Origin of the sequence: Geminocystis sp. NIES-3709 (assembly GCF_001548115.1) — a bacterium.
Lineage (GTDB): Bacteria > Cyanobacteriota > Cyanobacteriia > Cyanobacteriales > Cyanobacteriaceae > Geminocystis.
Genome location: NZ_AP014821.1, coordinates 507,969 through 526,755, shown reverse-complemented (window position 1 = coordinate 526,755; position 18,787 = coordinate 507,969). Strand labels below are relative to the sequence as shown.

Annotated in this window: 14 protein-coding genes; 7 read left to right on the top strand and 7 right to left on the bottom strand. The window is 31.7% G+C overall.

Annotated elements, in window-relative coordinates; translation table 11 throughout:
• Positions 1–111: 111 nt before the first annotated feature.
• A complete protein-coding gene (locus GM3709_RS02155) occupies positions 112–831 on the bottom strand; it encodes a DUF2993 domain-containing protein (RefSeq protein ID WP_066115847.1) in 720 nt (239 codons plus the stop codon).
• Between the two features lie 191 nt (positions 832–1,022).
• On the opposite strand from GM3709_RS02155, the gene GM3709_RS02150 reads away from it, so the two are divergent.
• The 5 genes from GM3709_RS02150 (at position 1,023) to GM3709_RS20375 (ending at position 9,401) form a co-directional block, all read left to right on the top strand.
• Positions 1,023–1,772, top strand: a complete 750-nt coding sequence (locus GM3709_RS02150; protein WP_066115845.1) for a pseudouridine synthase — start codon at positions 1,023–1,025, stop codon at positions 1,770–1,772.
• A gap of 138 nt (positions 1,773–1,910) precedes the next feature.
• On the top strand, positions 1,911–2,735 hold the full coding sequence (locus GM3709_RS02145) for a helix-turn-helix domain-containing protein (protein WP_066115843.1): 825 nt from the start codon (positions 1,911–1,913) through the stop codon (positions 2,733–2,735).
• Between the two features lie 502 nt (positions 2,736–3,237).
• Entirely contained in the window at positions 3,238–7,539 is a 4,302-nt protein-coding gene (locus GM3709_RS02140; protein ID WP_066115841.1) for a PAS domain S-box protein, read from the top strand.
• 146 nt (positions 7,540–7,685) lie between these two features.
• Positions 7,686–8,429 (top strand): DUF3120 domain-containing protein, encoded by a 744-nt coding sequence (locus GM3709_RS02135; protein ID WP_066115839.1) that lies wholly within the window; start codon positions 7,686–7,688, stop codon positions 8,427–8,429.
• Between the two features lie 813 nt (positions 8,430–9,242).
• A complete protein-coding gene (locus GM3709_RS20375) occupies positions 9,243–9,401 on the top strand; it encodes a hypothetical protein (RefSeq protein ID WP_158506694.1) in 159 nt (52 codons plus the stop codon).
• Between the two features lie 235 nt (positions 9,402–9,636).
• On the opposite strand, the gene GM3709_RS02130 is transcribed toward GM3709_RS20375, so the two are convergent.
• From GM3709_RS02130 to GM3709_RS02110, 5 genes are all read right to left on the bottom strand, one after another.
• Positions 9,637–10,389, bottom strand: coding sequence for a TrkA family potassium uptake protein (locus GM3709_RS02130; protein ID WP_173645694.1), 753 nt, complete (start codon positions 10,387–10,389; stop codon positions 9,637–9,639).
• Between the two features lie 6 nt (positions 10,390–10,395).
• Positions 10,396–11,733, bottom strand: a complete 1,338-nt coding sequence (locus GM3709_RS02125; protein WP_066115837.1) for a TrkH family potassium uptake protein — start codon at positions 11,731–11,733, stop codon at positions 10,396–10,398.
• A 64-nt stretch (positions 11,734–11,797) separates the two neighbouring features.
• A complete protein-coding gene (locus tag GM3709_RS02120) occupies positions 11,798–12,769 on the bottom strand; it encodes a 3'(2'),5'-bisphosphate nucleotidase (RefSeq protein ID WP_066115835.1) in 972 nt (323 codons plus the stop codon).
• Between the two features lie 218 nt (positions 12,770–12,987).
• Positions 12,988–14,478, bottom strand: a complete 1,491-nt coding sequence (cobQ, locus tag GM3709_RS02115; protein ID WP_066115833.1) for a cobyric acid synthase CobQ — start codon at positions 14,476–14,478, stop codon at positions 12,988–12,990.
• Positions 14,479–14,554: 76 nt separating this feature from the next.
• A complete protein-coding gene (locus tag GM3709_RS02110) occupies positions 14,555–14,962 on the bottom strand; it encodes an Npun_F0494 family protein (RefSeq protein WP_066115831.1) in 408 nt (135 codons plus the stop codon).
• A 106-nt stretch (positions 14,963–15,068) separates the two neighbouring features.
• Here GM3709_RS02110 and GM3709_RS02105 point away from each other — a divergent pair, with 106 nt between their 5' ends.
• Positions 15,069–15,929: a leucine-rich repeat domain-containing protein gene (locus GM3709_RS02105; RefSeq protein ID WP_066115829.1), complete on the top strand. Its 861-nt coding sequence runs from the start codon at positions 15,069–15,071 to the stop codon at positions 15,927–15,929.
• A 216-nt stretch (positions 15,930–16,145) separates the two neighbouring features.
• Positions 16,146–16,979 carry an alpha/beta fold hydrolase gene (locus tag GM3709_RS02100; protein WP_066115827.1) on the top strand — a complete coding sequence of 278 codons (834 nt, stop codon included), beginning with the start codon at positions 16,146–16,148 and terminating at the stop codon, positions 16,977–16,979.
• Positions 16,980–17,099: 120 nt separating this feature from the next.
• Here the strand turns inward: GM3709_RS02100 and GM3709_RS02095 are convergent, their stop codons facing one another.
• Positions 17,100–18,725, bottom strand: a complete 1,626-nt coding sequence (locus GM3709_RS02095) for a DUF3352 domain-containing protein (protein WP_066115825.1) — start codon at positions 18,723–18,725, stop codon at positions 17,100–17,102.
• Positions 18,726–18,787 lie beyond the last annotated feature (62 nt).

Here is an 18,787-nt window from a genome sequence, read left to right as displayed (position 1 = left end):
TGTAGCAATCTTATTTATTTTTATAAATAACGATCGTTTAAAAATTATTTGTTAATATTTGTGCAATTAAAAATATAGTTACTCAATCTAAAATCTAATGCCCAAAACCCATTATTCACTAATAACTTTTAGTTTCCCAATACAAGATAAATTTTGAGAAGTTAAAATTAACTTTTCTAAAGAAACATCATTTCCTAAGTCAACTTCAAACTCAGTAATAATAATATTTTTTATTTCGGGAATACCAATAATTTTTATGGGATTGAATAGGAGAATTCGATCGTTCTTTAATGTTAAACTAGAGGTAATGGTTAAGTTAAAATTTTCTTCGATCGAATTGGTTAAAACTGCGGTTAAAATAAACTTGTCATCTTTTAGTGTGATGTTATTCCAAAAGAATTTATATTGAGCTAAAATATTTTCATAGTTAAGTATTTCTTGATGCTCTAAAAGAAGATGAACTAAATCTATTAATCCTTGATGTAAAAGACTAGATTCAAGAGAAGTTTGTAAATCATTATCAGTTAAGATTACTTCTCCATTAACAAAAATTGGTTGTAATAGTTTTAAAGGTTTTCCTCTTAATATTCCTCCTAAATTAACTGCTATATTTTCAGTATTAACGGAGGCTTTACTAACATGAATACCTTGATAAATTGCTTTGGTGGTTTCAAGAGATACTTGATTAATTTTTCCTGTTAAAATTTGTTTATCTCCCGCATGAATTTCCATCTTCAAATCTTCTACTGTTTCTAATTGACTACGCAACCAAAATTTAATTGCAGGAGTGAGGAAACGAGTAATAATTTCCGATTTACTTTTTATAGTCATGAATTAATTTTTAGGATTTATTTTAAATTTAAACGATAAAGTTGTTACAATATTTTCTGCAAAATCTTTTTTATGAAAATATTGAGATAAAACAAAAATAAATGATTCCGCAAAAATCGTCAATTTATTTCCTGTTTGCTTTCACTTAATCTCTAATTCAAGATAAAGATAGATAATAATAGAGAATGTTTATGATTGAAAGAGTACAAAAAATATTACGAGAATGGGGTATCGCTTCCCGTCGAGAGGCGGAAACAATGATTTTACAGGGGAGAGTTAAAGTTAATGGAGTTAATACCCAATTGGGAGACAAAGCTAATCCCTCGATCGACACCATAGAAGTTGATGGTAAAATCTTAAATAAAAATTATCGTCCTTCCTTAGTGTATCTTTTACTGAATAAGCCTAAAGATTACATTTGTACCTGTGATGATCCTGAAGGAAGAAAAACAGTTATGGATTTATTACCTCCGCAGTTGAAGTCAGGTAAAGGATTACATCCAGTAGGGAGGCTCGATCGCAATTCTACGGGAGCGTTATTATTAACTAATGATGGAGAATTGACTCTCAATTTAACTCATCCCCGTTATCACTTAGAAAAAACTTACATTGTCACCTTAAAAGGCAATATTCCTAATAAAATTATACAGCAATGGTCGGAAGGATTTATGTGGGAAGGAAAACAGACTCTCCCGGCAGAAATTACTGTCAATCAAAGACACAACAATCAAACTAAGATGGAGATCATACTTCAAGAAGGACGTAATCGTCAAATTCGTAACATTGCTGAGTTTTTTGGTTATCCTGTTATCAGTTTACATCGAAAAGCGATCGGATTTCTAAAAGTTGGTTCTTTACCCTACGGAAATTATCGCCATTTAACAAAAGAAGAAATTACAATCTTAAAACAAAGTGAAAAATTAGTGCGTAATCAAATTTAGGATGTAAAATTTAGAATTAAGCAATGACAACATTTTGAGAATTATTAATTATTATTTTAAAGTTTATAAGTTATTTTAATATCACTTTAGTCATTAATTATTTATTATCTTAATTATTCCGTGAGGAAAAGCTCAATTATGAATTTTTTTAAAAAACCTTTTATAGAAACGATCGATTATAACCAAATAAGGCAGGAACAATTAGATAAAATAGCTATATTAATTAAGGAAAAAAGGTTAGAATTAGATTTCGATCAAGAAATTATATCTAATCATTTACACATTCCAGTTAGCATTTTAAAAGCCATTGAATCTGCTGATTTATCCCATTTACCTGAGCCAGTTTTTACTCAACAATTAATTAGAAAGTATGCTAATTATCTTAAATTAAATGGAGATGAACTAACAGATAAGTTTCCCGTACAATTAACTTCTAAAATTAAGGAAAAAAAATATGGTTTTCAAGGGTTAAATTTTAGTTTTAAATTAAACATTAAACCTCAACACTTATATCTATTCTATTTTTTACTCTTGTTTTTTTCCATTAGAAATTTAAGTACTATTTTAGAATCGCCTCTATTTACTCAAACAAAAATCCCTCAAAAACAAATCTTTGAGACAAATACGAATCCTCCTACCGCATCTCCCCCTGTTAATACCAATCCCGAAATAATTTCTATTGTGGAGAAACAACAAGAAAAGCCACCAACTCCAGAAGAATTAACCGTCAAAGTCACCGTAAAAGATGATTGTTGGGTGAAAGTTTCTGTCGATGGTAAACCTACTTTTGAAGGTGTGCTTAATAAAGGATTACAAAAACAGTGGGTTGGGAAACAAAAAGTTACTATTCGTGCAGGAAACGCTGGTGGTTTATTAATTAGTGTCAATGGCGAAAAACCTCAAGAATTAGGTAAAGTAGGACAAGTACAAGAAGCTACTTTTGAACTTCCAATTCGATCGTAGCCTAAAAAAAATACGAGTTTATATTAATAACTATCTGAATTAATATAAAACTATTTAGGGGTTGCTGAAAAAGTATTTTGATGAGGGAAAGTGTTAGGTTTTAGGTTAAATAATAAAAAAATCAAGGTTTTAAGGTTATGTGTATATTACACATAAATAAACTGGTTCTTAAAAAAATAAGTGAAAAATGCGAGGTTTTTGAGTAATAATTGCTAAAACTGCGCACTTTTTTGTTCATGTTTTATGTCTAAACCCTTGATTTTAATAGTCTTCTGATTGATTCAGTAAACCCTATTTATAATATTTTATTGTCCCCTAATCTACTTTAATAAAAGGGATATTCAAATAAATTTATGACAACTTATTTAGATTGATTATAGAATAAAAGAATTTATAATTATTATTTAAAGATCGAAAAAAACCCTTAAATCTTCCCCTATTTTTTGTCGTGTATTGCATTTTTAAGATTTCTATTATGTTAGCTTAAATATTCTTTCTATAAATGCCACAACTATTGCAATCCAATAAATCAAAAAAAACACCATTTTCTAATATTTCTCTGAAATGGGTGTTGATTGTACCTTTTGTGGTACAAATTTTAGGTGCTGTAGGTTTAGTGGGCTATTTGTCTTATAAGAGCGATCGAGAATCTATCAAAGAATTAATCGTGGAAATCCATCGGGAAACTACCAATAACGTAGTGGGGTATTTAGATAACTATTTAGCTACCCCTGTGTTAATAAATCGTATCAATGCGGACGCTTTTCGTCTCGGATACCTCAATCTTAACAATACATCTCAGTTGGAACAATATCTTTATAATCAATTGCAACAATTTCCGAAGGTTAGTCATATCATGGTAGGTACGGAAAAAGGCGTTTTTCGGGTGGCGAATCGTAATCCTTCTCCGAGTATCCTAGAGACAAATCCTAATAAACCTAACCAACTTGATGTTTATAAAGTAGATGAAAAAGGCAAAAAAACTCAACTAATTAACTCTTTTCAACCCTTTAATCTCCAATCTCGCCCTTGGTATAAATTTGCCGTCAAAGCGGGTAAACCAGTGCGAATACCTATCTTTCAATTATCGGATAATTCTGATCTTTCTCTTAATAGCAGCTATCCTATTTATGATTCCAAAACTGGTAAATTATTAGGAGTTTTTTCTGCCGCCTCGGATTTAAACTTTTTTCGTAAATATATTTCTAGTTTACAAATTGGTAAAAATGGGCGAGTATTTATTGTTGATAAAAATGGCTTTTTAATAGGTAATTCTACTAATCATTTACCTTTTCATAAAACAGAAAAAAATGGTGAAATTATCCTTGAAAAAATTAAAGCCATAGACAGTGAAGATTCTTTAATTCAAGCTACCAGTCGCTATTTAACTAATCAATTTAATGGTTTTAATAATATTAATCAAAAGTTACCATTAGATTTTTTGAGAGAGGATAATGGCGATCGCCAATTTGTACAAGTTGTACCCTATGAGGGAAATTTAGACTTAGATTGGTTAATTGTGGTAGTTGTACCTGAATCAGATTTTACGACAAAAATTGAAGACAACAATCGTCGCACTATTTTCTTATCTTTTTTGACATTAATTACGACAACGGGAGTCGGTATTTTAACTGCCCGTTGGATGAGTGCGCCTATTTCAAGCTTAAGTCAAGCCAGTAAATCCTTAGCCAAAGGAGAAGATTATGAGGCTTTATCGGAAAATCATTTTATTAGAGAAATAGGAATTTTATCTGTTTCTTTTAATCAAATGGCACAACAAATTCAGGAATCCTTTAATAATGTGGAAAGAGCTTTAAAAGAATCTGAGGCTAAATATGAAATAACGTTGACTACTTTGCAAGAAAGTGAAGCTCGGTGGCAGTTAGCAGTAGAAGGCTCTGGAGACGGTACTTGGGACTGGAATCCTCAAACTAATCAAGTACATTTTTCTCGTCAGTGGAAACTGATGTTAGGTTATGATGATGATGAAATTGGCGATCGTATAGAAGAATGGAGCGATCGAGTACACCCTGATGATATAGCCTCTTGTTATGAAGATATTGCCAAATATTTGCGGGGAGAAACAACCATTTATCAAAATGAACATCGAATGCTCTGTAAAGATGGTACTTATAAATGGATTTTAGATCGAGGGCAAGTAATTGAAAGAGACGACAAAGGACAACCATTAAGATTTATTGGCACTCATAGCGATATTCATAATCGTATTCAAACAGAATTAGAGCTAAAAGACAGCGAAAGAAAATATCGAGAATTAATTAATAATTTACACGCTGGAATGGTGGTTCATGACAAAAATAGTGCTATTACTTTATGTAATTCTACCGCCAGTAAACTTCTAGGATTAACCTTCGAGCAAATGTCAGGTAAAACGGCGATCGATCCTGCTTGGCACTTCTTTCTGGAAAATAGCGAAATCATGCCCTTTGAGGCTTATCCCGTCAACCAGGTGTTAAAAACACAACAACCTTTGAGAAATTATCTTGTAGGCATTAATAGACCAATTGATCAATCAAGAGTTTGGGTTTTAGTTGATGCTTTTCCTGAGTTTGATAGTAAAGGAGAAATTAAACAAGTTATCGTCACATTTATTGATATTAGCGATCGTAAAAGAATAGAAATAGAATTACAACAAAGTCAAGCTAAATTTCAGCGATTAGTAGAGGATATAGGGGAAAAATTCGTTGTTTTTAGTCATAACGGTATAGAAGGCATCGTCAACTATCTCAGTGGAGGTTTTGCTTCAGTTTTTGGTGTAAGTCAGGAGAATATGATTGATAAATATTGGGGGAAATCTATAAATTGGTTGCCAGAATCCATCGAAATTGCGACAGACTCTATTATTCAAATGACGGAAAATAAAGCAGATTTTATGCAATTCGAGATGTCTTTTATTCATCCTGACAATAGTGTGCATACCATACAAGTTTCTCAACATCCCGCCAGAGATAATAACGGTAATGTGGTAGCCATCGAAGGTATTGTAGAAGATATTACTGAGAGAAAAAAAGCAGAAAAAACCTTACAGAGTCAGTTTAATAAAATTATCCTTCTACGAAAAATCAGTGATAAGATTCGTCAAAGTTTAGAAATAGAAATAATCCTTGAATCTGGTGTCAATGAAATTGGCAAAGTATTTAACGTCAATCGTGCCGTGATTTTTACTTGTTATCCTGATAAAGAAAAAAATATCACTAAAGTTGTATCGGTGGCAGTATATATTAGTGGTGATTATCCTTCTTTCTTAAACATCGAAATTCCTGTCATTGGTAATCCTTATATGGAAACTCTCGTTACCCAAGAAGGCGCAATTCCGGTGGATGATGTTACTACTTATCTCCCATTAGCCAACGTTCAAAATATTATGGAATTAATGCAAATTAAATCCTTGTTAGCCGCCGGTACATTTTATCAAGGAGAAGTTAATGGTGCAATCGGATTACATCATTGCGACAAACATCATCACTGGACAGAGGATGAAATTGAACTACTGGAATCTTTGGCAGGACAATTCGGCATTGCGATCGCCCAATCTAAACTATTAAAACAAGAACAAGAACGATTACAAGAACTAGCACAAAAAAATACTCAATTGCAAAAAGCACAACAATCCGCCGAAGCCGCCACCCAAGCTAAAAGTGAATTTTTGGCGAATATGAGTCACGAAATCCGCACCCCCATGAATGGTGTATTAGGAATGACGCAACTACTTTCTATGACTAATCTTACCGATGAACAACAAGATATTGTTAAAACTATTAAAGATAGTGGAGACGCATTGTTGACTATTATTAACGATATTTTGGACTTCTCGAAAATTGAATCAGGCAAATTAGAGTTAGAAGAACATCCTTTCAATTTACCAAAATTAATCAAATCAGTATCTAATCTGATGTCTCAAATTGCAGAAAGCAAAAATCTTAATCTGAAATATAGCATTAATCCTGATGTCGCAACCAACTTTTTAGGAGATACTTCCCGTCTGCGTCAAATCTTGTTAAATCTCATGGGCAACGCCATTAAATTTACCCATCAAGGAGAGATTTTTATGAATATTACTAACTACAAGAATTCCTCAGAAAATTTGATAGTGAGTGTTAAAGATACTGGTATTGGTATAGATGGCGATCGTCTTAAAAAACTATTTCAACCCTTTAGCCAAGCAGATGCTTCTATTAGTCGTAAATATGGCGGTACGGGGTTAGGATTAGCTATTAGTAAAAGTTTAATCAATTTAATGGGCGGTACAATTTGGATCGAAAGCAAAGGCAATATTGGTGGAAATCCTGATGATAATTGGGTGTTAGATTCATGTACTGAAGGAACGACATTTTATTTTACTCTCCGACTCAAAACCAGCCTTGACAGTGATATTCAAGAAGCAAAAATTACCGAAAAACCGCTAGAATCATTACAAAGTGACAAATCAAATCTTAAAATTCTCCTTGCCGAAGATAACAAAGTCAATCAAAAAGTCGCCCTTTTAACTCTCAAAAAACTGGGCTACACTGCTGACATTGCTAATAATGGTGTAGAAGTATTGCAGATGTTAGAAAAACAATTTTACGATCTCATTTTAATGGATATGCAGATGCCAGAAATGGATGGTTTAACCGCCACTAAAATTATCCGTGAATCATCACAATCTCAACCTTATATCATTGCTTTAACCGCAAATGCCTTGGAAGGCGATCGACAAATATGCTTAAATGCAGGAATGAATGATTATATTAGCAAACCTATTGTGATAAAGGAACTCAGTCAAAGTTTATCAAAATTATAGTTTAAGTTTTCTTCTTTTTCGTTTATAATTATCCCCATAGGGGGGTTAAAAAGTGACTCATTATCTAATTTCAAAAAAAATTATTGAGATTGCCCTTAAGATAATTTAATATAAAGTAACGATAAGTAAAGAAATTTTAAGCAATCTTGTTAAATCATAGCCTTTTATCACAGTTAACTACTTTTTTCCCTACTGTCAGAGAGAATTTTGCAGAGATTCTTTTTAGTTGGTGGTGGCAAAAAGAAAAGCGTCAAAATGTTTTAGTTTTTTTCGCTTCGGCTTTTTTAGTCTCTATTCCAGTCTTTTTTCAAGCACCTTTAGTTAGGCTTTTTCCTTTAATAAGTCTTCTGTTAACTTTTGTGTGGATTCAACTCAGTTTTTCTTTAAAACGTCAACCAGAATCGTATATCTGGGGAGATATACTGTGGGGTTTTAGTTGGAGTTGGCTTTGTGGTTCAATATATTGGGGATGGTTACGAGATAATCCTGCGATTCATATTCCCATTGAGGCAATTGGTTTACCCTTTGCTTTATGGTGTATTTGGAAAGGATGGGGGTTAATCGGTAACTATTTCTATCTTGGTTCATTAATTGGTACTGCTATAACGGATCTATACTTTTATATCGCTGGTTTAATACCCTACTGGCGAGAATTAATGATTACTGATCCTAGTCTAGTTAAACCCATTCTACAGAGTTCGATCGCACAAGTCCAGACCGTCTGGGGAATTAGTTGGGCAGTATTGTTAGCAAATGTCTTATTAGGTATCAGTTTATATGCCTTACAAAAAAAAGAGACACACTATATTGCCTTTGCCGGTGCTGTGTTAAGTACAATTTTTACTGATGCTTTATTCCTTATCGCCGCCTATTTAGGTATGAATAGTTAATAATTAACTCAATTAGCAATTCATAGTCAAAAATCAGATCTTTAAAAAACTATGTGTTATTTAGAGTCTGCTGAAAACGTATTCTGGTGAAGGTAGGAGTTAGGAGAGAGAAGTCAGTAAAATTATTGAATAACGGAGATTTTATTAGTAGTTTAGTATTATTCAACTTAGTTGTCAACTAAAATCAATATTATAAAAAGGTGAAGTTTTTGAGTAAAAATTCTCAAAGAAAGCTCATTTTTTTTCTTAATGTAGTATTTCTGAACTCTTGATTATTGCTTTCTGATTTATTGAGCAAACCCTGTTTAGATAGATCTTGTACCTTTATCATAAATTCTCGGTGACGAGAGAAAATAGTAACAAGGATTGATTTTAAAACTCCTAAAATTGATTTTCCCCTTTTTGTTTCGTTAACAATGTCGCATTAATACAAAAAATAAGTATTATAAAATTTTATCTATCAAAAATTATCATCACTTAAGTATAACTTTTTGTAATTAAACTTAACGCTTATTTATAAAATAAAATCTTTTATTACATTGAGTTTATTTTAAAGGGGAATTATATATGAGGTTATCGAATGATCATAAAAATTTTATAATTACTTTATATTTACCACTAGATTTTAATAAATTGTTATACATTATTTCTTGAAATAAATATAAAAATTTATACTACCAATAAAATTTAACAAATTATTACGATAAATAAAGAAAAAAGATCCGTAATCTCATTGATCTGATATTTTATAAAAATAAGTAGAGTAGGAAATATAACAGCAATTATTTAATATAAAAAAAGGATAATAAATAAATGAAGGTTTGTATTAAATGCAAAGGAACAGGAAAAATTTTAGAAAAAAGACTTTCTGAATATCTTAATTCTTTTGATTACTATCCTGTCCCCTGTCCCCATTGTCAACAGGAAGAAGATACACTTAACCTTCCCAAAGTGTATAGTTTGAATAATTAGTTTATCTCTAATTACTCAATTGTCTTTATGTTCGGGTCTTCAAACTGAAAAAAACGTGATATGGTTGGGCTATCTTACCACAAGACCAACCTACAAAAAATTTATCTTTAAAATTGAATATATAGCAATTTCCGTTTTAGTGAGGTACAAAGATTGTCGTTGAAAGGCAAGAGGCAAAAGGCAAGAGAAAATAAAAAATGTACCTCATAATTGTAAAAAACGCTATAACAAAAAATTATAGTCTATTAATATCTTTATTTGAACCGATAACTACCATCGATAATCCTTGAGTCAACACATATTGAGGGGGAGGGTTAATAATAAATTTGTCATCGTTACCTACAGCTAAAACGTTCAAACCATATTGACTGCGGAGTTTTACTTCGGCTAAGGTTTTGCCGTCAAATTCTGGAGGGATACAGACTTCTACGATACTATTATCTGGATCTAATTCAAATCGATCGAGAATACCTGGTTTAGTCAAAGTGTAAGCTAATTCGCAACCGGCATCATGTTCAGGATAAACAACTAAATCAGCACCAACTTTTTTTAACAATTTACCGTGAGTTTCGGAGGATGCTTTCGCAACAATATATTTTACACCAGCTTCTTTTACATTTAAGGTGGTAATAATACTTTCTTCCAAGTAGTTACCGATGGCTATAATTACAGTATCTAGTTCAAAAATACCTGCTTCTTTTAAAGCATTAGCTTCTGTACAATCAAGACGAATGGCATTAGTCGCAATTTTATCCGTTAAGGCTTGAGCAACCAATTTTTCATCCACATCAGCACCTAAAACATCATAGCCCATATTGTAAAGAGTCTCAGAGACGGCTCTACCAAATCTACCTAAACCAATGACGGCAAATTGACGAGAACTTTTTCTCAGACTATTTAAGAATTTTAACGAACTAAGATCTAAACTAAAAAAATTTTTAAGTTTTTGTTGAGCGGTGTTGGAAGAAGGATTATTATTGTCACTCATAAAGTTTTAACCTACTAACAAATTTTCTGGAGGATAATTAATACGACTAGGACGAGGATCTCCGACAATAGCTCCCATAAATAATAATACTCCTACTCGTCCTAAATACATAGTAAAAACTAAGGCTAATTTTGCCAATGCTGATAAACTAGCTGTAATACCTGTAGATAAGCCAACGGTAGCAAAAGCAGAGACTACTTCAAACAATATAGCAATAAATTGAAAATCTGGATGAAGTAAAGAGATAATTAGAGTCATCATTACCACTGTCATTGCTGAACCAAAAACCACTGCCATCGCTTTTAAGATTAAAGATACCGCTACTTCTCTTTTATACATTATCACTTTTTCTTGTCCTCTAAGTACTGCTTTTGTACTATTCAGCAAAATACTTAAAGTAGTAGTTTTTATTCCTCCTCCTGTACCACTAGGACTAGCTCCCACAAACATTAAGCCAATGCTGATAAATAGTCCAGCCATAGTCATTTTGCCAATATCAATGGAGTTGAATCCAGCAGTTCTTGTAGTTACAGACTGAAACCAAGCCATGATTAATTGTTCATGGTAAGAAAAATTAGCGAAAGTGTTTTCGTTATGAGATTCTGTGATAAAAAATGCGATCGTACCGAATAGTAATAAAATAAGAGTGGTTCTAGTTACTACTTTAAAGTTAAGAGATAAATCAAATTTTTGATTGTTCTTAGAATTAAATTTATCGAGAATCCAGAAAAAACATTCAATGATAACTTGATAACCGATACCACCAAAGATAATTAAAGCCGAAATAATTAGGTTTACGGGAATAGAAGTTTGATAACCAATCAGATTATCGACAAATAAACTAAATCCGGCGTTATTCCAAGCACTAATGGCATGAAAAATGGCTAACCATAATCCTTGTAAAAATCCATAATCTTTCGCAAACACGGAAAATAATCCGACAATAGCTACAGACTCTAAAATAAATGTAGTGGCAAAAACTGAGATAACGAGATTCCGACTTCCTTGGAGAAAAGGTCGATCGAATGAGTCATTTATCGCTATTTTTTGTCTAAAATCAAACTTTTTACCGATTAAAAGGATTAGAAGAGTAGTCGTAATCATATAACCTAATCCTCCTACTTGAATCAGACACATCAGAAAAAACTCTCCCCACAAGGAAAAATAAGTGCCTGTATCTACGACGGTTAAACCCGTTACACACACGGCTGATGTTGAAGTAAATAATGCGGTGATAAAATCTCCCCATTCTCCTGTTTCCGTGGAAAAAGGCATCATTAATAATAATGTACCAATAGAAATTACAGCAATAAAACCCAGACAAATAGTTCTAGCAATAGTCATTTAAGGTATTAGGGGTTAGGGATTACGGGTTAGGAATTGAACTTTTTTTATTCATTATTCATTGTTATTGACTATTCATCATTGACAAAGCGGAAATAACTGTATCGTGAATTAAACCATTCGTCACTACCACACCTCGATTATCATTCATCTTACTAGCACTGGCAAAGTCTAGAGGTTTACCATACATATCTGTAACTTTTCCTCCTGCTTCTTCCACTACGATCGAACCTGCGGCATGATCCCATATATTCTCTCGGTAATTCGGGTACTTGGGATTCGGTAATCGAAGATATAGCCCAGCTTCACCATCGGCGACAATACCATATTTTGACTGAGAATCAACTCTGACAGAATTAGTCGTAATACCAACAGCTTTAGCGATCGCATTTTGTTGATCTTGATCACCGTGACTAGCTTCTACGCTTTCCACAAAACGAAAACGAGTCTTATCTTCTTGAGAAACTACCTGTAATTTACTCCATTCACCTCCTGTTAAAGACATTTTATAACTACCCTCACCTTTAACTGCTACGAAAATAAATCCTGTTTCTTCCGTACCTAATTTTAAAGCAGGACATCCCATTATGCCTAATTTTACCTCTCCATCTTCAATTAAAGCCAGTGCAATAGCATATTGATCTTGACGTAAAAACCCTTTTGTGCCATCGATCGGATCTAATGTCCAAAATTTATTTGTTACTTTACCATTACCATAATCAATCCAATCTAAAACTTGATCAGTCGTGGCAGAGGGAATAATTTCCCGTACATAGTCAGTAATTTTTTTTATGGTATCCCCAGAAGTGGATTGCCGTATTTCCGTAGCGTCTTCTTCTCCGACAATAGGAATATCAGGAAAAGCCTCTTTTAATGCCTTACAAATTATCGCCTGAGAACCAAAATCTGCTACTGTAACAGGACTCTTATCTTGTTTTTCTAATGCTGGTGGAATATCTTGACGCACTTTTTCACATAATTTTGCGGCCTCTATTACTGCCGAAATAGCAATTTCTTTTTCAGTTTGATAACTCATAAAACAGAACGATCGATGAACAATAATTTATTATCAATGATTTGTCTTATTTTTACCATAATCATCGAACTTGATTATTAACGACAAGTAAACTAAGACGCATTTAACTTAGATTTTTTCTAATCCTTAAAAATGTCTCAAATTCTTAACTATTACCTTTTCCCTTATCCTCATCAGTAAACTTAAATGCAAACGAGCTTAGATAAACAATAAATTCATTAGAAATTATGAAAGAAAGATTCAAGATTAAGATGTTTTTCCACTAAATCCGCTAAAGAATCTAGTAATTCCTCTCTTTGCTGACGATAATTACTAATACCAGTCGGTAAGGATGGTAAACCTCTTTTTTGTCTTAAACTATTTAACCATGCTCTACGCCATGCACCATTATCAAAAATACCATGAAGATAACACCCCCATACTGATTGAATTTCGTTAACTATTCCTAGAGTTTCATCATCAAATAAAGGAAGATAACGAATTTTTCTCTGTTTTACAAGAAAAGGGATCATTTCAGTATATCCTTGATGAATTTCATAACCATCGACTGGCAAACCCTGTTGAGGATAATTAGCGGAGACTTCCCGTTGACGGGTGATTTTTTCTTGTTTTAAAATGGTTTTGATGGGTAATAAGTCTAATCCTTGACAATTTTCTTCTAATCCTTCAAGATGTTCAGGATCTAATATTTTATTCCCTAACATTTGAAAACCGCCACAAATACCTAAAATTGTTCCTCCCGATTCCACATATTCTCTAATTTGTGACATCATACCGGTTTTTTCGAGAATTTTTAAATCTGCGATCGTCGTTTTTGTACCGGGGATAATTACTGCATCAGGATAGCCTAATTTTCCATTGGGTTCGATATATTCAATTAATACACTGTCTTCCGCTTCAAGGGGATCAAAATCCGTAAAATTGGAAATATGGGGCAACTTTATCACATTAATCTTTAATTCATAAACTTTTTTGCGACTCGATCGATCGAGTAATCCTAAAGAATCTTCCGATGGTAAAGCAGAATCAAACCAAGGAATAACCCCCAGCACGGGAATATTCGTATAATTTTCTAACCATTCAATACCCGGATCTAAAATAGTTTTATCTCCTCTAAACTTATTAATAACAATACCCTTAATTAACGATCGTTCTTCTGGGTCTAATAGTTCTAAAGTACCAACAATATGAGCAAAAACTCCGCCTCTTTCAATATCTGCCACCAAAATAGTATCTGCATTGAGATGTTTTGCCACTCGCATATTAGTTAAATCACGATGTTTAAGATTAATTTCGGCAGGACTACCAGCTCCTTCACATACCACTAAATCAAATTCTTGTGCTAAAGTCTCCAAACTTTCCGTGATGACTTCCCAACCTTTCTCAAAATAGTTTTGATAATATTCCTTTGCATTAGTAACACCTACAACCTCACCTTTCATAATTACTTGAGAAGTCATATTACCTTGAGGCTTGAGTAAAATAGGATTCATTTCTACCCTAGGCACTACTTTCGCCCCCCACGCTTGTAAGGCTTGAGCATAACCCATTTCTCCTCCCGTAGCAGTTACATAGGCATTGAGTGCCATATTTTGCCCTTTAAAGGGGGTTACTAACCAACCGTTACGCCACAGTAAACGACATAAAGCTGTAACTAAAGATGACTTTCCTGCGTGGGAGGTTGTGCCCACTACCATAATTGCTTTCATAGTAAATAGTGAATAGTTTTAGTAGTTGTAATGTATCACGATTATACAATGGTTGATAGTAAATAGTGAACTCACATTATCCCAAATTTAGGTAATAATTTAAAAAATTCAAAAGATAATCTTTCCATGTAGCTGGAGGAATTTTGCCGAAGTCTTTTTGCCAATTTTCCATGATAATTCTACCTAAAGGAGTTAACCTAAAACTATCTGTAATACCTTGTCCATCAACTTCTCGTCTTAAAATACCGACTTTAATTAACCACATCAATTCATTTTCCACTTTATTTTCTGGAATCGATTTTACAGTGTAATTTTTTTCTAACCCTCTTTGTAGAGTTATCTCTTTTAAATCGACACTAGCATTAATCATTGTCATAAATAAAGTTAATTGAAATGGAGTACAACGCAATGCTTTTTCTCCTCGTTTAATGGTGTTAGGAGAATAGTAAATTGATGAGGATTTTATAGGTGTTGGAGAAGTCATGACACAATTAAAATAAAAATGATCCCGTGAGTGTTTATATTTATTCTATAGGTCAAAGATTCAATTAAAATCTGTTAATAATTAATTTTGATGTGGGAGTGTAACAATGTCTTTGTTTAAATTTAGTTTAATAGTTGGTTTTTTGGCCACTAATTTAAGTACAGGAAATGCGATCGCCCAGCACCGTTTCACGATCGCACAGACTAATATTAGTATAACCAGTTTTAGTGACTGGTGTAGTCAAGAAAAATCTTTACCTGAAGCGACTCAAAAGACAATTAATGCAATAGTTAAATCTTTAAGAGTAGAAAATTGTCAACAGGCAGCAGAAATTGTACCAAAAGTTTTTAGTATAAATATCAGTAGTCAGGAGATTTCCGATTTACGTCCTTTAGCCAGTTTTATTAACATTTCTGAGTTGACTTTATATGATAACGAAATTGTGGATATTTCTCCTTTAAAGTCCATGATTAATCTTAAAAAATTAATTTTAGGTCATAATCAAATATCAGATTTAACCACTCTTAATTCATTAACTAATTTGGAAAAACTTTATATTAGTGATAACAAAATTGATGATATAAAACCTTTATCTTCTTTAACAAAACTCCAAACTATTTATATTAATGAAAATAATGTTAGTGATTTACAACCCTTAAACAATTTAACTAATTTAAGAGAATTATATGCTAACAATAATAAAATTTTTGATCTAACTCCTTTGAGTAATTTAACTAATTTACAAGAATTATATTTAGATAAAAATGAGATTTCAAATTTAAGTCCTTTAAGTACTTTAAAAAATTTAGAAGAATTATCCCTTAATAATAATAAAATTACGGATTCTGACATAGAATCTTTGTGGGATTTAGATAGTTTAAAGCAACTTTATATTCATGATAATCCTGTATCTCGCCAATTTTGTCCAAATAATAAAAATGCTCTTTGTTTTATTGGGAATAGATAATGGCAGTCAGCAATTAGCAATTAGTTGTCAGCTATTGTGAAGTTAAATTTCTTTAATTGATTACTTATTCTTTAATGGAAAAAAGGCCAAAAGCTAAAAGCTAATCACTTTAATTAAAAGTATCTAAAATTCTTACAAATTATTTAGGAATACGATAGGAATTAGGAGTTAACAATTATTTCTTTTTATCTTTATAATACATAAAATTTAATTATCATGAAATCAACGGAAAATAAAGTAAAAGTCGGCTCATTAGAGTGGTTTTATCGAGAAAATTTGCCCTGTGAAAATAATGATAAAACTCCAGTAGTTTTACTTCACGGTTTAATGTCTCAAAGTTTTTGTTGGCTTGAAATTATGCCCATTTTAGCAGAATATGGTTATAGATCGATCGCTCCTGATTGGTTAGGTTGGGGATTGTCTGATAAGCCTGATAAACGAGATTTTGATTATACTCCTTCTGCTTACATAACAGCTTTTAAAGCATTGATTGAGGAGTTAAAGTTAGAAAAAATATCTTTAGTAGTACAAGGTTTTTTGGCAACGGTGGGCATTCAATATGCTTTACAATATCCTGATAAAATTGATAAATTAGTTATCTTAAATACTCCTATTTTTTCTTCTGAAAAATTACCTTGGCAAATGGCTCAATGTGGTTTTCCTCTGTTAGGAGATATGGTAACACAAGATCCTTTAATAGTCGATCGAACTTTAGAAAAAGGATCAGGTTTTGTAATTTCTGATCAAAATTTGGCATTTTATCGTAAACCAATTGTTACCTCATCTTTAGCAGGTAGAACATTAGTTACGATCGTCAAAAAATTAAATATAAAACAAGTAACAGAAGAAATTGAAATGGGTTTAAAACAATGGGAAAAACCCTGTTTAATTATTTGGGGAAAAGATGATCCTTGGTTAAAATTTGAACCATTAGAAGAGTTAGTTAAGGATAATAATAAACTTAAATTAATAGTTTTAGAAGAAGCAAAACATTACCCCCAAGAGCATTTTTCCAAAGAAATTACCCCAAATCTCGTTAATTTTTTATAAAAAACAATTTATTTCTCAACTTAAGATATAGTAATTCCCTAACTAAAAAAAATTCAGATATATTTTTATAAACTGTTATTAGCCCTATAGTTAAAAGCAATTAATAATAACTTATTTTTCTTACTTATTTTTGGATAAAGAAATGTTCAAATCTACTTGATTAGTACTATTATTAACAGGGGAATTAGTTATAGCGATCGCAGTGATAGAATTAGCAAAAGCTTTAAATTCAAGAGTGGAAGAATCCCATAAATTATCATCAAGATTTTCAGCTAAACTAAAGGCTTTTTCTAAATTGCAATAAAAGTAACCATAGTTAGTTTTTGGTAAAGATTCTGTAGCAATTTTAAACACATTATTTTCAGATAAAGAATTAGATTTTTCCATATTTTTTATATCTTGAAAATTACTAGAAAAAGTAAGTAAAAAATTGTTATTATTTACCCATCCATAGGATAATAATTTTTCCTGTGGACTACTCCATTCTGTTATACTAATTCCATCAATATTATTTTGATTAATCTGAATAAAAGGGAATAATCTAGCCGCATTTTCAATATTCTTAAAAGTAGCTTCTCCTTGGGTTTTATTACTAGATTCTAAAAGTAGTAAGCCGTTTAAACCTTGAGAAAATTGATTATTATTTGGTGAAAGTAACGCTAAAGCAAATTCACCGTCTAGCCAACTAAAAATATCTTTATCCAAATCTAAATTTAACCATTGAAGAGTGACAATTTTTGCTTGACTAATAAATAAATCTAATTCGGGAATATTTTGTTTTTCTTTGTTTAATTCTTGCCAAATTTGATTAACACCACCACCACTAACCAAACAAATCGTGTTGTCAGGAATTTTAGTTAATAAATTATTAGACACAGGTTTAATATTGGGATTAAACGTAACAGGCTGAGATAAATTTACTAAACTACTAAGTTTAAGTCCATGATTTTCTACACTTAAATTCATCGTAATAGAATCTATTTTTCCTAGTTGTGCTTGAGCAGAATTTTCTATATTTATTTCTGGTAAAGTGTCTTTAATTATATTTAAAAACCAATTATTATAATCAGGCAAATAAACTTGTAAAATACCATTTTGAGAGGGGAGATTTTGAGAAGATACGTCAGCTAAAGATTCTCCTCCTTTATAAGTATCAATAATTTTTTGAATAATTTTTTCTTCTTCTGCAATTACTAAATAGTTATTAAAAACACTTACCCAAATCTGATTATTATTATTGTCTATTTGATAAATCGTAATATTTTGATACTTTGTTTCGATCGGTTTTTCAGTATTATTCTGTTTAATTTTTTGTAAAAAACTATTTGCTTTTAACTTATTTTTAATTCCTAAAATAGTAACAATATCATAATTTATCTCAGATTCAGAGGAAGGTAAAACAGCAAAAGAAATACCACCTAACCAAGGTAATATATCTTGTTGATAATCTATATTTTGATTTTGTTGTCCTAAATTATCATTTACTAATTTTTTCCAATTTTTATCAATCATTTCTTGAGTGAAAGGAGTAGAAAATTCTTCTAATTTTGCCCATTGTTCTTGATTAGTAGAAATAAAAGTGTTAGCTAATGCTGATTGAGGAATAACTTGACTGCTACTCTCAAGAGTTAATTCACTACCTAATAAGAAGTTTTTACCATAATAATAACCTGCTCCTGTGGCTAATAATGTTAATATGAAAAAGGTGAAACAACCGCCGTTTTTTTTTGATTTTGAAGGTGCCATTTTTTTATTAACTTAATAATTAATGATGAATTTTTTATCGTAAATTATTATCAGTATCGATC

Excerpts from the sequence above, each read along its gene's own strand:
- GM3709_RS02155 (WP_066115847.1), bottom strand. The coding sequence starts at position 831 with ATGACTATAAAAAGTAAATCGGAAATTATTACTCGTTTCCTCACTCCT.
- GM3709_RS02150 (WP_066115845.1), top strand. The coding sequence starts at position 1,023 with ATGATTGAAAGAGTACAAAAAATATTACGAGAATGGGGTATCGCTTCC.
- GM3709_RS02145 (WP_066115843.1), top strand. The coding sequence starts at position 1,911 with ATGAATTTTTTTAAAAAACCTTTTATAGAAACGATCGATTATAACCAA.
- GM3709_RS02140 (WP_066115841.1), top strand. The coding sequence starts at position 3,238 with ATGCCACAACTATTGCAATCCAATAAATCAAAAAAAACACCATTTTCT.
- GM3709_RS20375 (WP_158506694.1), top strand. The coding sequence starts at position 9,243 with ATGAAGGTTTGTATTAAATGCAAAGGAACAGGAAAAATTTTAGAAAAA.
- GM3709_RS02130 (WP_173645694.1), bottom strand. The coding sequence starts at position 10,389 with ATGAGTGACAATAATAATCCTTCTTCCAACACCGCTCAACAAAAACTT.
- GM3709_RS02125 (WP_066115837.1), bottom strand. The coding sequence starts at position 11,733 with ATGACTATTGCTAGAACTATTTGTCTGGGTTTTATTGCTGTAATTTCT.
- GM3709_RS02120 (WP_066115835.1), bottom strand. The coding sequence starts at position 12,769 with ATGAGTTATCAAACTGAAAAAGAAATTGCTATTTCGGCAGTAATAGAG.
- cobQ (WP_066115833.1), bottom strand. The coding sequence starts at position 14,478 with ATGAAAGCAATTATGGTAGTGGGCACAACCTCCCACGCAGGAAAGTCA.
- GM3709_RS02110 (WP_066115831.1), bottom strand. The coding sequence starts at position 14,962 with ATGACTTCTCCAACACCTATAAAATCCTCATCAATTTACTATTCTCCT.
- GM3709_RS02105 (WP_066115829.1), top strand. The coding sequence starts at position 15,069 with ATGTCTTTGTTTAAATTTAGTTTAATAGTTGGTTTTTTGGCCACTAAT.
- GM3709_RS02100 (WP_066115827.1), top strand. The coding sequence starts at position 16,146 with ATGAAATCAACGGAAAATAAAGTAAAAGTCGGCTCATTAGAGTGGTTT.
- GM3709_RS02095 (WP_066115825.1), bottom strand. The coding sequence starts at position 18,725 with ATGGCACCTTCAAAATCAAAAAAAAACGGCGGTTGTTTCACCTTTTTC.